At 61.4% G+C, this 14,578-nt stretch carries 14 protein-coding genes; 4 read left to right on the forward strand and 10 right to left on the reverse strand.

Annotated elements, in window-relative coordinates; all coding sequences use genetic code 11:
* Window positions 1-19: 19 nt before the first annotated feature.
* Both ACR0KW_RS06990 and ACR0KW_RS06995 read left to right on the forward strand, forming a co-directional pair.
* Window positions 20-1,183 (forward strand): benzoate/H(+) symporter BenE family transporter, encoded by a 1,164-nt coding sequence (locus tag ACR0KW_RS06990; RefSeq protein ID WP_480804346.1) that lies wholly within the window; start codon window positions 20-22, stop codon window positions 1,181-1,183.
* A gap of 39 nt (window positions 1,184-1,222) precedes the next feature.
* Complete coding sequence (locus ACR0KW_RS06995; protein ID WP_480804347.1) at window positions 1,223-1,555, forward strand: DnaJ family domain-containing protein; 333 nt, start codon at window positions 1,223-1,225, stop codon at window positions 1,553-1,555.
* Here the strand turns inward: ACR0KW_RS06995 and ACR0KW_RS07000 are convergent, their stop codons facing one another.
* Window positions 1,556-2,338, reverse strand: a complete 783-nt coding sequence (locus tag ACR0KW_RS07000; RefSeq protein WP_480804348.1) for a crotonase/enoyl-CoA hydratase family protein — start codon at window positions 2,336-2,338, stop codon at window positions 1,556-1,558.
* Between the two features lie 133 nt (window positions 2,339-2,471).
* On the opposite strand from ACR0KW_RS07000, the gene ACR0KW_RS07005 reads away from it, so the two are divergent.
* Window positions 2,472-3,575: a pyridoxal phosphate-dependent aminotransferase gene (locus tag ACR0KW_RS07005; RefSeq protein ID WP_480804349.1), complete on the forward strand. Its 1,104-nt coding sequence runs from the start codon at window positions 2,472-2,474 to the stop codon at window positions 3,573-3,575.
* A 7-nt stretch (window positions 3,576-3,582) separates the two neighbouring features.
* Here ACR0KW_RS07005 and ACR0KW_RS07010 read toward each other — a convergent pair whose 3' ends face one another.
* From ACR0KW_RS07010 to ACR0KW_RS07035, 6 genes are all read right to left on the reverse strand, one after another.
* Window positions 3,583-4,773 (reverse strand): pyridoxal-phosphate-dependent aminotransferase family protein, encoded by a 1,191-nt coding sequence (locus ACR0KW_RS07010; RefSeq protein ID WP_480804350.1) that lies wholly within the window; start codon window positions 4,771-4,773, stop codon window positions 3,583-3,585.
* 50 nt (window positions 4,774-4,823) lie between these two features.
* Entirely contained in the window at window positions 4,824-5,456 is a 633-nt protein-coding gene (locus ACR0KW_RS07015; RefSeq protein WP_480804351.1) for a bifunctional 4-hydroxy-2-oxoglutarate aldolase/2-dehydro-3-deoxy-phosphogluconate aldolase, read from the reverse strand.
* A gap of 5 nt (window positions 5,457-5,461) precedes the next feature.
* Window positions 5,462-7,267, reverse strand: coding sequence for a phosphogluconate dehydratase (gene edd, locus ACR0KW_RS07020; protein ID WP_480804352.1), 1,806 nt, complete (start codon window positions 7,265-7,267; stop codon window positions 5,462-5,464).
* A 2-nt stretch (window positions 7,268-7,269) separates the two neighbouring features.
* Window positions 7,270-8,715: a glucose-6-phosphate dehydrogenase gene (gene zwf / locus ACR0KW_RS07025; RefSeq protein WP_480804353.1), complete on the reverse strand. Its 1,446-nt coding sequence runs from the start codon at window positions 8,713-8,715 to the stop codon at window positions 7,270-7,272.
* A gap of 137 nt (window positions 8,716-8,852) precedes the next feature.
* Complete coding sequence (gene ptsP / locus ACR0KW_RS07030) at window positions 8,853-11,096, reverse strand: phosphoenolpyruvate--protein phosphotransferase (protein WP_480804354.1); 2,244 nt, start codon at window positions 11,094-11,096, stop codon at window positions 8,853-8,855.
* 46 nt (window positions 11,097-11,142) lie between these two features.
* Window positions 11,143-12,381, reverse strand: a complete 1,239-nt coding sequence (locus tag ACR0KW_RS07035; protein WP_480804355.1) for an aspartate kinase — start codon at window positions 12,379-12,381, stop codon at window positions 11,143-11,145.
* A 163-nt stretch (window positions 12,382-12,544) separates the two neighbouring features.
* Here ACR0KW_RS07035 and ACR0KW_RS07040 point away from each other — a divergent pair, with 163 nt between their 5' ends.
* Window positions 12,545-12,898 (forward strand): hypothetical protein, encoded by a 354-nt coding sequence (locus tag ACR0KW_RS07040; RefSeq protein WP_480804356.1) that lies wholly within the window; start codon window positions 12,545-12,547, stop codon window positions 12,896-12,898.
* Here the strand turns inward: ACR0KW_RS07040 and ACR0KW_RS07045 are convergent.
* From ACR0KW_RS07045 to ACR0KW_RS07055, 3 genes are all read right to left on the reverse strand, one after another.
* Window positions 12,892-13,530 (reverse strand): SDR family NAD(P)-dependent oxidoreductase, encoded by a 639-nt coding sequence (locus tag ACR0KW_RS07045; protein ID WP_480804357.1) that lies wholly within the window; start codon window positions 13,528-13,530, stop codon window positions 12,892-12,894. The genes ACR0KW_RS07040 and ACR0KW_RS07045 overlap by 7 nt on opposite strands.
* Before the next feature lie 3 nt (window positions 13,531-13,533).
* Window positions 13,534-13,989: a DUF1178 family protein gene (locus ACR0KW_RS07050; protein WP_480804358.1), complete on the reverse strand. Its 456-nt coding sequence runs from the start codon at window positions 13,987-13,989 to the stop codon at window positions 13,534-13,536.
* A gap of 71 nt (window positions 13,990-14,060) precedes the next feature.
* The gene (locus ACR0KW_RS07055) at window positions 14,061-14,525 is read right to left on the reverse strand and encodes an NUDIX hydrolase (RefSeq protein ID WP_480804359.1); all 465 of its coding nucleotides are present in this window, start codon (window positions 14,523-14,525) and stop codon (window positions 14,061-14,063) included.
* Between the last annotated feature and the right edge of the window lie 53 nt (window positions 14,526-14,578).

A 14,578-nucleotide genomic window follows, 5' to 3' on the forward strand; every position in this document is an offset into this window, starting at 1 on the left:
CACAAGCCCCGAGGTCAAAATGGCGCGCGCCTACCCCCCGATGCAAACAATCTCGACCGGGCTGGTTGTGGCCATTGTCGGGTTCTTCAGTTCGTTCCCCATCGTGTTGCAGGGGTTGGCGGCCATGGGGGCATCCCCGGCCGAATCCGCCTCGGGCCTGATGATGGCCGCCATCACCATGGGTCTGACGGCTATCGGCCTAAGCCTGTGGTACCGGCAACCCATCAGCGTCGCGTGGTCGACACCCGGCGTCGCGTTATTGGCGGTGTCCGCGCTTCCAGCGGCAGGGTTTTCAGAGGCCGTGGGGGCATTCCTGTGTGCAGGCGCACTGACCGTTCTGGCCGGGCTTTGGCGCCCATTGGGTCGGCTGGCCGCAGCGATCCCAACGACGCTGGCGCAGGCGATGTTGGGCGGCGTTCTGCTGCCCCTTTGCATTATCCCTTTCAAGGCTGCGGTTGACCTGCCTTGGCAAGCCTTGCCGGTGATCCTGACATGGTTCATCGCCGGGCGGATCAACCGGCTGTTCGCTGTCCCGGCTGCGGTGATCGCTGCAGCGATTGTTGTGGTCCTGAACGCAGGCGATACATCGGTTGCCCCATCTCATCTGATGGCCGTACCGGTCTGGACCATGCCGACGCTTTCGCTGGCTTCGATCATCGGCATCGCAATCCCGCTTTTCATCGTGACAATGGCCACACAGAATATACCCGGCATCGCCGTGATGCGCAGCTTTGGATATGCGCCCATGCCGGGCAAGCTGTTCTCATCCGTCGGAGCAGCCAGCATTCTGTCAGCGCCCTTCGGTGCTCCGGCCACCTGCCTTGCTGCGATCACCGCCGCGATGTGTTCCAACGAGGACAGCCACCCCGACCCGAACCAGCGCTATTGGTCAGCGGTAATGGCGGGTGTGTTTTACTGCCTGTTCGGCATTTTCGCGGTGGCGATTACTGGGTTCGCCGTACATGCCGATCCTCTGCTGATGGGTACTCTGACCGGAATCGCACTGATCGGAGTGCTGGCCAACGCCACCCACGCGGCACTTGAAGTCCCTGCCGAGCGGGAGGCTGCGGTTTTGACCTTTGCAATCACGGCCTCTGGCATATCCGTCTTTGGCCTGGGGGCTGCCGTCTGGGGTCTGTTGGCCGGAGGCATTGCTTATTTGGTGACGAACCGAACACGCTAGCCGCTTTCACCTGTCGCACGTCCGGAGTATCGTCTTGTCATGTTTGGATCGCTTGGAAAACTGATCGAACGCCAGATCAAAAAGGCGCAGGCCGAGGGCCAGCTAGAGGGCCTGGAAGGCGAAGGCCATCCTCTGCCCGACCGGTCAGGTGAGGCCCAAAGCGACCCGGCAATCGCAGCAGGGCACCGGATTATGGCGCAGGCCGGTGTGCTTCCCGAAGAATTCGAGATCCGCAAAAAGCTGGATGCAGCGCGAAAAGACTATGCTGCACTGACCGACCCGGATGACCGCAAAGCGGCCATGGCCCGGATCGCGGATCTTGAGATGCGGTACAACATGGCACGCGACGCGCGGCGGGCCTTTATGCGCTGATCACTTGAACTCGGGTTTGCGACCCTGCATCTGCGCCATCACCACCTCCATCTGATCGGGTTTGCCAATCAGTTCCACCTGTTCGGCAGATTCCTCCATCAAAACCTCGGCGCGGGATTTGCTCTCAGCCACTTCGATCAGGCGTTTTGCCGCGCGGATGGCCGAGGGGCTTTTGCCTGCAATGTCTTCGGCCAGCGCCTGCGCCTCGGTCAGCGGATCATCCGAGAGTTTCGTGACCAGCCCCCAGTCTGCCGCTTGCTGCGCGCCGATGGGACGCGCGGTGTAGGTCAGCAAACGCAACACGTCCGAGCGCACAAGCTGCGGCAGCAGGACCATGCCGCCCATGTCGGGGATGATGCCCCATTTCATCTCCATCACAGCCAGCTTGGCCTCGGGGTGAGCGATGCGGATATCCGCGCCCAGCGCGATCTGAAGCCCGCCACCATAAGCCACGCCCTGAATGGCGCAGATCACCGGCACCGGGACACGTCGCCAGACCAGTGCCAGTTCCTGCATCTCGTTGGCATCCTCATGGCTGCGGGTCATCAGCCATTCGGTCGGGTCCATATGGGCCATCTTGGCAAAGCTCGCCATGTCCAACCCGGCACAAAAGCTCTTGCCCTCGCCCGACAGCACCACGGCGCGCACGTTCGAGACCGCAACCTCTTGCCCGGCGGACAGCAAAGCCTTGATCATCGCGTCATCCAGCGCGTTCATCTTGTCGCCGCGTGTCAGCGTGACATGGGCGATGTGATCTTTGTACTCGACGGATACGCGTGACATGTGGGCCTCCCAATCTCTGTTACCCCAAACCATGCCCGGAAGGGTCGGCAAGTTCCACTACAACGTCGGGGCACGTCTGGCGGTGCTGTAGCAGGTGGTTGCCTGACGGGGGACCATGGGGTTATCTCGCTGCATGACTGATCCACGCTATACCCCGCTTGCCTTGTCACTGCCCGCAACCGTGCCCTTTGTCGGGCCCGAGACACAAGAGCGTCAGCGCGGCGCACCATTTGTGGCCCGGCTGGGCGCGAATGAGAGCATTTTCGGCCCATCGCCCCGCGCGATCGAGGCGATGGCGGCAACAGGAATCTGGATGTATGGCGACCCCGAGAACCATGATCTGCGGCACGCGCTGGCGGATCATCACGGAGTGACGCCGGAAAACATCGTGGTTGGCGAAGGCATCGACGGGTTGTTGGGTTACCTCGTGCGGTTACTGGTCGGCCCGGGCGATGCGGTCGTCACCTCGGACGGAGCTTATCCGACCTTCAATTATCACGTGGCAGGCTTTGGCGGCGTGTTGCGCAAGGTGCCGTATAAGGGCGACCACGAGGACCCTGCGGCGCTGTTCACCAAGGCCGCGGAAGTGGATGCAAAGCTGGTCTATCTGGCCAACCCCGACAACCCGATGGGCAGCTGGCACAGCGGCGCGGACATCGTTGCCGCGATGGAGGGCCTGCCCGAAGGATCCCTCTTGGTGCTGGATGAGGCCTATGTGGAATGCGCGCCCGAGGGCACCGCGGCGCCGGTCGCGGCGGATGATCCACGTGTGATCCGAATGCACACGTTTTCCAAGGTCTACGGCATGGCCGGGGCGCGGGTTGGATATGCCATAGGCGCACCGGGATTGATCGCGGCCTTCAACAAGGTGCGCAATCATTTCGGCATGAACAGGGCCGCGCAGACAGGCGCGCTGGCTGCGTTAAAGGATACTGAATGGCTGGCCCATGCGCAGGAGCAGATCAGCATATCCCGCGACCGCATCAGCCAGATCGCACGGGATAACGGGCTAAAGCCCCTGCCCTCGGCCACGAATTTTGTCGCCATCGATTGTGGTCAGGACGGAGTATTTGCCAAGGCAGTGCTGGAGGCATTGGTGGCGCAGGGCATCTTTGTGCGAATGCCTTTTGCCGCCCCTCAGAACCGGTGTATCCGAGTCAGCTGTGGTGAGGCGGTGGATCTGGACGCATTTGCAGCCGCGCTGCCACAAGCCTTGGCGGCAGCGCGGGCTGAATAGGCCTCGTTTATTGGGATAGAACGGCCGCTGCGGCCTCAAGCGCGCCTTTGCCGCGCGGGATGTTCTGGGCGGCCATAGCGGTCTCCATGCCCCCCAATATTGCCATCACCATTTGACCGTTCACGTGGCCCATATGACCGAGACGGAAAAAGCCGTTCCAGTCCTCCATGCCAAGACCGATGCCCAGAGTCAGACCCATCTGTGTCTCGGTGAATTGGCGCAATGGCGTACCACGCTCATCCGTCAGGCGCAGAGTGGTGACCGCGTGGCTGCGATGGGCACGGTCGGCGACGTTCAACTGCAGCGCACCGCCTTCTGCCCAGGTTTCACAGGCGGTCCAGATTGCAGTGGCAAGGCGTTCGTGGCGGGTCCAGACACGTTCGATGCCTTCTGCGTGGATCAGGTCCAAGGCGGCGCGCAGGCCGTACAGGTGATGCGTCGGGGCGGTGCCGTTGAAATACTGGTAGAACAGTTCCGGCTTTGCCCGCGGCTGCCAGTCCCAGTACTGAGACACACGCGGCATCTCGGCCCGTTTGGCCTGCGCTTTGTCGTTGAAGAACGCGAACCCGACGCCTGCCGGAGTCATCAGACCTTTTTGGCAAGCGGTGACCATGACATCGACGCCCCAGACATCCATCTCAAACCGGTCGCACCCCAGCGAAGCGATGCAGTCTGCCATTAACAGCGCCGGGTGGTCCAGGTCATCCAACAGCGCCCTGAGCGCCGGGATGTCGTTGCGGATCGAGCTGGAGGTATCCACATGCACCGCCAGAACCGCTTTGATCCGGTGTCCGGTATCCGCGCGCAGGGCGTCTGCAATGCGCTCCATATCCCACGGTGAGGACGTACCGAAATCAATCAGTTCGACCTTGGCGCCAATTCCTTCGGCCATCTCGGCCCAGCCATGGGTGAACCGGCCCGAGGCCGGGGCCAGCACGGTTTCCCCCGGAGCGATCACGTTGGACAGCGCGGCTTCCCACGTACCGTGACCGTTGGAGATGTAGATGGCGACGTGATGTTCTGTCCGGGCCACGCGGCGCAGGTCGCGGGTCAGGGCAGGCATCATCTCGATCAGTTCGCCGTCATAGATATTGGGCGACGGGCGGTGCATGGCCTGCAAAACCGCATCGGGCATGACCGACGGGCCGGGAATAGCCAGATACTCACGCCCCTGCGCGAGAGAAATTGGGTTTGTCATGGGGTCAACCTGTTTGAATTGCCCCCACCCTAACGCCGCAATAGGTGGCGTCAATCCGCCAGCTTGGCCGCCTCACGGGCAAGTGCTTCGATCCCGGCCCAATCGCCGTCCAGAACCATCTGCTTGGGTGCAACCCAGCTGCCTCCGGCGCAGACCACGTTTGACAGCGACAGGTAATCTTTCGCATTCGCGGGCGAGACGCCACCGGTCGGGCAGAACGTGATCTGCGGCAATGGCGCTCCGATGGCTTTCAACGCAGGCGCGCCACCCGATGCCTCGGCCGGGAAGAATTTCAGCATGTCATAGCCCTGTTCCAGCAGGCGCATCGCCTCGCTCGCCGTGGCCGCTCCGGGCAGCAAAGGCAGACCTTCCGCCTCACAGGCCGCGATTAGTGCGTCGGTCGCACCGGGGGAGACACCGAACTGCGCGCCCGCCTCTTTGGCGGCGCGGACGTCCTTAGGGGTAACCAGCGTGCCTGCCCCAACGACTCCGCCGGTCACCTGCGCCATCTCGCGGATCACATCCAGCGCAGCAGGCGTACGCAGCGTGACCTCCAACGCGGGCAGCCCACCGGCGACCAGCGCCTCGGCCAGAGGGCGGGCGTGTTCAGCGTCATCGACGACCAGAACAGGCACAATCGGCGCAAGGGCGCAGATTTCACGGGTACGTTGGGTTTTTGTCATGAGGATTATGCTCCGAAAATGCTGGCGCCAGCGTCGGCGGAACCGACGTTATTGCGGAAAGCGGCAAACAAGTCGCGACCAGTGCCGTGTTGGTTGGCAGACAGATCGGCGGTGACAGGAGCGCGATCCAGCACACCCGGGGTAAGGATTTCCAGATCGCCTGTCACCGCATCAACGCGCAATAGATCACCGTCTTGCAAGTAGGCGATCGGGCCACCCTCCAGCGCTTCGGGGCAGACATGGATCGCGGCGGGAACCTTGCCCGACGCGCCGGACATGCGGCCATCGGTGACCAGCGCCACTTTCTGCCCCCGGCCCTGCAGGATCGACAGCATCGGCGTCAGCGAGTGCAGCTCCGGCATACCGTTGGCCTTGGGGCCCTGAAAACGGACGACAACGATGACGTCGTCGGTGAACTCTCCGGCCTTGAAGGCGGCTTTGACTTCGTCCTGATCGTGGAACACGCGCACGGGCGCCTCAACCACCTGATGTTCGGGGGCCACGGCCGAGACCTTCATGACAGCGGTGCCCAGATTGCCGGTTAGGCGCGACAGGCCGCCGGTGGGTTGGAACGGATCTTTGGCGGGGCGCACGATCTTGTCGTTCAGGCTGTGGCCTGCGCCCTCTTCCCAAGTCAGTTCGCCGCCCTTCAGTTTGGGCTCCTTGGTGTAGTTGTGCAGGCCCTGCCCCGCCACGGTCAGCGTGTCGGGATGCAGCAAGCCATCCTCAAGCAGCGTACCGATGCAGTAGCCAAGGCCGCCAGCCGCGTGGAAATGGTTCACGTCCGCCAGACCGTTGGGATAGACCCGCGCGATCAGGGGTACTACGGCGGAGATGTCCGAAAAATCCTCCCAATCCAGCACGATCCCGCCTGCGCGCGCCATGGCGATCAGGTGGATCAACAGGTTGGTCGAGCCACCCGTGGCCATCAAACCGACGATACCGTTCACAAAGGCGCGCTCGTCCAGCACCTGATAGACCGGCGTGTAATCATTGCCCAACGCGCTGAGAGACAGGGCACGGCGAGCGCCCTCTTGCGTCAGCGCATCCCGAAGCGGGGTGTTGGGGTTAACAAAACTGGAGCCCGGCAGATGCAGGCCCATGAACTCCATTAGCATTTGGTTGGTGTTGGCGGTGCCGTAGAAGGTACAGGTGCCGGGGCCGTGATAGGCGGCCATTTCCGCTTTCATCAGCTCGTCGCGCCCCACCTCTCCGGCGGCGAATTTCTGACGGACCTTGGCCTTTTCATCGTTCGGCAACCCGCTGGTCATCGGGCCAGCGGGCAGGAAGACGGCAGGCAGATGCCCGAACGCCTGCGCACCGATGATAAGGCCGGGCACGATCTTGTCGCACACGCCAAGGAACACGGCCGCATCATAGGTGTTGTGGCTCAGCGCCACTCCGGTCGCCAAAGCGATCACGTCGCGAGAGAACAGCGAAAGCTCCATCCCCGCCTCACCCTGCGTGACGCCGTCGCACATGGCGGGCACGCCACCTGCGACCTGTGCGGTGCCACCCGCCGCGCGGATCGCATCACGGATCAGGCCGGGGTAGCGCTCGAACGGTTGGTGGGCCGAAAGCATATCGTTATACGAGGTGACAATGCCCAAATTCCCGGCCGTACCCGTCGCCATCGACTGCTGATCTTGCCCTGCACCGGCATAGGCATGGGCCTGACCACTACAGGACAGGTGCGCGCGCGCCGGCCCCTTTGACCGGGCTTGCTCCATCCGCTCTATGTGAGGCCCGCGCAGGTCGGCGCTGCGCTCGATAATCCGTTGGGTGACGTCGGTGATAACAGAATGAACCATAGTTAACCTCCGATCTGACGCCAGCGGCGACCGTCGCGATGCATCAGCATCAATGCTTCTTCTGGGCCTGAACTGCCCTGATCGTACCGCGCCGGGCGATCGCCCCGCTCTTCCCAGCCCTGAATGATGGGATCGACCCAGGCCCAAGCCGCCTCGGCCTCGTCCCCGCGCATGAACAGGGTCTGATCGCCGCGGATCACATCCATCACCAGCCGCTCATAGGCGTCCGGCGCACTGGATTCAGCGCCCAGCGCGTCGGCAAAGCTCATGTCCAGCGCCACATCGGACAGGCGGAAACCGCCCGGGCCAGGATCTTTGATCGTGGTGCGTAGAGTGATGCCTTCATCCGGTTGCAGGCGGATAACCAGCACGTTGCCGTGCAACGGGCCGACATTTGGGAAAATCGTATGTGGGGGATCGCGGAAGAACACCGCAATCTCGGATTCACGTGCCCGCAGGCGTTTGCCGGTGCGCAGATAGAATGGCACCCCGGCCCAGCGCCAGTTGCCCAGATGAACCTTGAGGGCAATGAAGCTCTCGGTCCGGCTGGCGGGATTGCCGACGTGATCGACATAACCGCCTTGACCATGTTCGGCGCGATACTGACCACGCGCAATGTCTTTGGGCTCTACTTGTTCCAGCGCCTCGATCACCTTGACCTTTTCGTCCCGCACAGCGTTCGGTGCAAATTTCGAGGGCGGCTCCATCGCCGTCAGGCACAGAAGCTGCACAAGATGGTTCTGGATCATGTCCCGCATGGCGCCGGATTGATCGTAATACCCCCCGCGCCCCTCGACGCTGACGGTTTCAGCCACGGTGATCTGCACATGGTCGATATGGGTCGAGTTCCACAGCGGTTCGAACAGCGAATTGGCAAAACGCAGGGCCATCAGGTTCTGCACTGTTTCTTTACCCAGATAGTGATCGATCCGGTAAATCTGATGCTCTTCGAAACAGGCGCGCAGACCCTCGTTCAACGCCTTGGCCGAGGCCAGATCATGCCCGAAAGGTTTTTCCACCACGATGCGGCTGTCCGGCGTGGCAAGCCCGTGATCATGCAGTCGCTGCGCAATGCCTGAGAACAGGCTGGGACCAACAGACAAATAGAAGGCGCGCACCACATCAGGGCGCAGAGACTTGGCAAAATCGGACCAGCCCGCCTCGCCCATCGCATCAACCGGAACGTATTCGACCCGGCTCAGGAATTGATCCAGCACGTCCCTTTTGAACTTGGGCGCGAATTCCTTCATCGAGGCGCGGATCTGTTCACGAAACGTGTCGCTGTCCATATCCGACCGGGCAGTGCCAATGATCCGGGCGTCTTCGGGCATCTGGCCCACTTCGAAACGATGATAGAGGCCCGGCAAAATCTTGCGCTGTGCCAGATCGCCAGTGGCGCCGAACAACACCAGATCGAACGGGTTGACCGGAATTACGCGTGAAACCATCGACGGGCTCCTTCAGTTTTCACCTGAGCCACCATAGCATCCCAGTTCTGGTGCCTGTGACATGGGTTATGTTATCGCTAACATTTGCGGTTTGAATAGGCAATGCGGATGCAGAAAGCAAGTCCGGATTTGGAAAATCAGCTCTGATTGCGCAGCCAGTCCATGACGGCGGGGCGTACAGACTGCTCTCCTCGGTGGCGCGCGTCGGCGATAATCTTGCGCAGCGATTGCAGGTCAGCCCGTAAAAGAAGGCTTTTGACTGGACCAATCGAAGCCGGACGCATCGACAGCGACCGAATGCCCATTGCGGCCAGGCACAGCGCCTCGACCGGGCGACCTGCATCCTCACCGCAGAAGGACAGCGGCGTATCCGAGATGTTGCAGCGTTCAACGATCCGCTCGATGAAACTTAGAAAGCTGACGTTCAGCGTATCGTAGCGGCGACGCACCAGTTCATTCTCGCGGTCGGCGGCAAAGAAGAATTGCTTCAGGTCGTTGCCGCCGATCGAGACGAAATCGACCTCGTCAAAAAACTTCTGCGGCGCAAAGGCAAGTGACGGCGTTTCCAGCATCGCGCCGACTTCGATCGTCTCGGGCAGGACGTGACCAAGGCGCTTTTCGCGCTCGATGGTCTTGTTGACCTCCCATTTCGCCTCGCGGAATTCGTCGGCCTGCGCCACGAAGGGGAACATGATCGTCAACGGCCGACCATTGGCAGCGCGCAGCAGGGCCTGCAACTGCATCCGCATCACGCCACGCTTGTCCAGCCCGACGCGAATCGCGCGCCAACCCAGAGCCGGGTTCGGTTCGGCCACGTGTTTCATATAGGGCAAAACCTTGTCCGAGCCGATATCCAGCGTCCGGAACACCACGCGTTTGTCCCCGGCCGCATCCAGAACCCGCTGATATTGCGCCACCAATTCCGACCGTTTCGGCATCTGGTTGCGGATCAGGAACTGCAACTCGGTCCGAAACAGGCCAACGCCTTCGGCCCCGGAATTGCCCAGCGAGGGCAGATCAGCCATCAGGCCCGCATTCATCACCAGATTGATCCGTTCCCCATCCCGCGTAACGGTCGGGGTTTCGCGGATCGAAGCATAACGCTCCTGCGCCTTGGCCTGCATGGCGATCTTGTCGCGGAAGGCGCTGACCACGGTATCTTCGGGGCGCAGATGCACGACACCATGATCACCATCGACCAGGATGTGGTCGCCGTTCAACGCCTCAGTGGTGATGCGGCCCACATGAACAACCAGCGGAATCGCCAGTGCACGGGCGACAATGGTGGCGTGGCTACCGACCGAGCCTTCCTCAAGAACGATACCTCTCAGCGACCGGCCGTATTCCAATAGATCACCGGGGCCGATATTGCGGGCGATCAGGATCGGATCGGGCGGCAGGTCGGCCCCATCGGTTTTGCCCTGCCCGGTCAGAATACGCAGCAACCGGTTGGACAGGTCGTCCAGATCGGCCAGTCGTTCACGCAAATAGGGATCGGTCACCTGACCCATGCGGGCGCGGGCCTGCGATTGCTCTTTCTCGACCGCGGCTTCAGCGCTGAGGCCGCGGGCGATGTCCTCTTCCATCCGCCGCATCCAGCCTTTGGAATTGGCGAACATGCGATAGGCTTCCAGAACCTGAAGCTGTTCCTTGTCGGCCCCTCGCGAGATTTCCAGCATCTTGTCGACGCCTACGCGCAGTTCTTCCACCGCCTCGTTCAGACGTTCAAGTTCACGACGCGGGTCTTCGGCGATGGGGTTGGTCACCACGACGCGCGGTTCATGCAGCCAGACATGGCCCTCGGCTGATCCTTCTTGCGCCGGACCACCGCTCAACTGCACCGATTGCTGGTGCAGCGGCGACAGGGCCGCGCCCTCACCGACAAAAGCGCCAAGCTCGGCCATCTCGGCCAGAACCATGGCGACCACTTCCAGCGCATAGACCTCATCCGCGGAAAATTCGCGCGCCTCGCGGGACTGAACCACAAGAACGCCCAGCTTTTCGCCCAGACGCTGAACCGGCACGCCAAGGAAGGACGAGAACCGCTCTTCCCCGGTTTCCGGCATATAACGGAAACCCTTGGCCGACGGCGCATCTGCCGTGTTCACGACCTTGCCGGATTGGGCGACGCGACCCACCAGCCCCTCGCCCATGCGCATCCGGGTCTTATGCACCGCTTCTGGTGCCAGACCTTCGGTGGCGCACAGCTCCAGCGTATCCTCATCGCGGAACAGATAGATCGAGCAGACCTCTGCCCGGATGCTGTCCGCAATCAGGCTGGTGATCCGGTCAAGACGCTCCTGACCGGCGGCTTCGCTCGCCATCTCTTCGCGCAGCCGCCCCAGCAGCTTGCGGGATTCTGTTTCGGTGCCGTCCGCCATGGCCCAACCAATTTAGTGTGTCAGGCGAAACCCTTGGCTGAGATGCTCAGGCCGCCTTGTCCAGTTCAAAGGCATCATGCAGTGCCTGAACCGCAAGTTCCATGTATTTCCTGTCGACAAGGACGGAAATTTTAATCTCAGAGGTTGTGATGACCTTGATGTTGATCCCCTCATCCGAGAGGATCTTGAACATTTTGGCCGCAACACCGGACTGAGACCGCATCCCGATGCCCACCACCGACACCTTGCAGACATCGGTATCGGCCACCAGTTCAGCATAGTTCAACTCGCCCGCGTCCTTGATTGCCAGCAGGGCTTTTTCCGCCCGCGCTACCTGATCGGTTGGGCAAGAGAACGTCATATCCGTGCGCCCTTCGTCCGAGATGTTCTGCACGATCATGTCGACGTTCACGCCCTCATCGCTGAGTGCGGTAAAGATGGTCGAGGCGATACCGGGGCGGTCCGCCACCGATACGACGGTCATCTTGGCTTCGTCACGGGAATAGGCCACACCGGCCACGACATTGGATTCCATGATATCCTCCTCGTCAACGACCAGCGTACCGGCCTCGTCGGATTGTTCTTCGAAACTTGAGAGAACGCGCAGTTTCACCTTATAGCGCATCGCCAGCTCGACCGAGCGGGTCTGCAGCACCTTGGCCCCCAACGAGGCCAGTTCGAGCATTTCCTCGAACGAAATGCGGTCCAGCTTGCGGGCCTTTTCACAGATGCGCGGGTCGGTCGTGTAAACACCGTCCACGTCCGTATAGATATCGCAGCGCTCGGCACCGAACGCGGCCGCAAATGCAACCGCAGTCGTGTCCGAACCACCGCGTCCCAGCGTGGTGATGCGGCCTTCGGGGCTGATGCCCTGGAAGCCCGCAACAACAGCCACCTTCATGCCTTCGCCGAACTTCTGGTTCAGGTTCTCGGTCGGGATTTCCTCGATCCGGGCCTGGCTGTGGGCGCTGGTGGTTTTCAACGGCACCTGCCAGCCCTGCCAGCTGCGCGCCGGGATATCCATTTCCTGCAGCGTCAGCGCCATCAGGCCAGCGGTCACGTTTTCACCCGAAGACACCACGGCATCATATTCGCGCGCGTCATACAGTGGAGAGGTCTCGTCGACCCAGCCGACCAGTTCGTTGGTCTTGCCGGACATGGCCGAAACGATGACGATCACGTCATAGCCCTTGGCCACCTCGACACCGATGCGTTTGGCTGCGCGACGGATGCGGTCAAGGTTGGCAACCGATGTGCCACCGAATTTCATAACGAGTAAGGGCATGGGGGTGGTCTCTCCGCGCCTTGGAATTCAGATCCCGTGCGTCTTATGCGAGGGGGGCCCTAAGGGCAAGGGTTCAAAACCGCCCCGAATGCCGCATGGGGCCGCTTTACATCCGGCAGTGGGGGTGTCAGCCTTAGGCGACAAATTTTCCAAGAGGTTTTCCATGCTCCGCCTTGCCATCGCAGCCCTGCTGCTGTCTTCACCCGCTTTTGCGCAAGTTGCCACACTGGCCGCAACCGACGGCAAGAATGCCTTGGGCACGGTGCCCTGCGCCGCGGGTGGTGAACCTCTGAGCAGCTGTCATGCCGAGCTTCGCCACCATGACGATGGCACCACCACGCTGGCCGTGTCGTTGGGCGCAGGCGAGGTGCGCAGCATCTACTTCACCGATGGCGTCCCAACGTCCAGCAGCTCGCCCTCAAAGATCAGCCACGAAACGCGCGGCGACCTGACTGTGGTTTTCATCGACCCGGATGAGGTTTACGAAATCCCCTCAGCCGCGCTGATCCGTCAATAAGCGTGGGGGCGACCGTCCCAGGTTTCGAAACAGCCGGTGGTGTCCAGTGATAACGCGTCGAACCGCTCGATCAGGCCCTCTGCGGCCTGATCCGAGGTGATCTCGGCAGCCGGCCCGCCCATTTCGGTCTTGACCCATCCGGGATGATAAATGCCGACGGCGATCCCGTCTGCGCGCAAGTCAGTGGCCAGATTTCGCCCCAGATTCAGTGCCGCAGCCTTTGATGCGCGGTAGATATAGCTACCGCCAGGCGCCCGCGTGTGTGACGCCATTTGCGAAGATAAAATCACGATCTTTCCGCGCGCTGCGCGCAGGTTGGGCAGCAAGGCCTGAACGGTCAGGAACACGCCGGTGACATTGGTGGCAAAGCTCTGCGCCCACATGTCGGCCGGATAGCCGTCGATGCCCTGTCCCTTGTCTAGATAGACCCCGGCATTGCAGATCAGCAGGTCAACCGGCTGGACTTCCAAATGCGCTGCCAAATCAGCATGTTGCGACGGGTCAGCGACATCCAGGACCACTTGCGCAGACCCGTCCCGCGCAGTGCCGGTCAGCGCGTCGCCCCGCGCCCGATAGTGATCCGCCAGCGTTCTGCCGATCCCACGACCGGCGCCAGTGATCACAACATGCATGTGTCAGTTGGTCTTTCTGCTGGGAACAAACGGAAGCGGAGCCACCGGCACCCCATCATCAATTAAGGCCTGAGCCTCTTCCGGCTTGGCCTCACCATAGATCGCCCGTTCGGGGGCGTCTCCCAGATGAATCTTGCGCGCCTCGCTGGCGAAATCCTTGCCGACATAGTCCGAGTTTTCTTCGACCTTACGGCGCAGCTCGGTCAGCACCTTTTCGACATCGGGGGCCGGTGCCGCCACATCTATCGTGTCCGCCTCTGGCATCGGCGCCAACGGCCGCGCCTCGGCGTTGCGGGCCGGACGGACGCGTGGTGTCATGATGGCTTTTTCGACTTCCAAACACCCGCAAACGGCGCATGTCACCATGCCCGAGGATGCCAGTTTGTCGTAAGCGGCGGCCGATTGAAACCAACTGTCAAACGTGTGGCCGTTGCTACACTTCAATGCGTACTGAATCATGGTCCGTCCAAATGTCGGTTGTCGAATAGATACCGTGGGACATGGCAAGATCAAGCCCCTCCAGCGACAACTCAGTGCCTAACAGGCTCAAGCTTTCGTAACAATATTGCCAATTCGCGGGAATTGACCTTTTGGGCCGCCTTTTTCGGTGAATACCACTTTCTGTCCCGTTGCCTGCATTCGGGAAAGCGCGATGAGACCGATTGCACCAATAGCGGAAATACATCCACGGCGCACAATACAGGCCCCTTTTTTGGGCGGAATTTCTGGTAATGGAACCGCCCCATCGTTTTCGTGTCGCAGAGACCGCGAATACCGGCCTCTTCCCATGCTTCCTGAAGGGCTGTCTCGGACGGGGTCAAACCGTCGATCAGCCATCCCTTGGGAATGATCCAGCGATGGGATTTACGTGTGGTGATCAGCAGAACTTCGGTGCGCCCCTTTTCGATGCGATAGCACAGCGCGGCCGATTGCTGCCGCACCGGCAGATGCCGGGTCTTTCGCGAAACATATGGCGCAAGTCTGGCGTCAATCACGCTAGCCGCCTTTCAATTGGAATCCTTGCCTGTTTTCCCGCAGTTTTTTGCTT

Source organism: Ruegeria sp. CG11, from assembly GCF_056537245.1.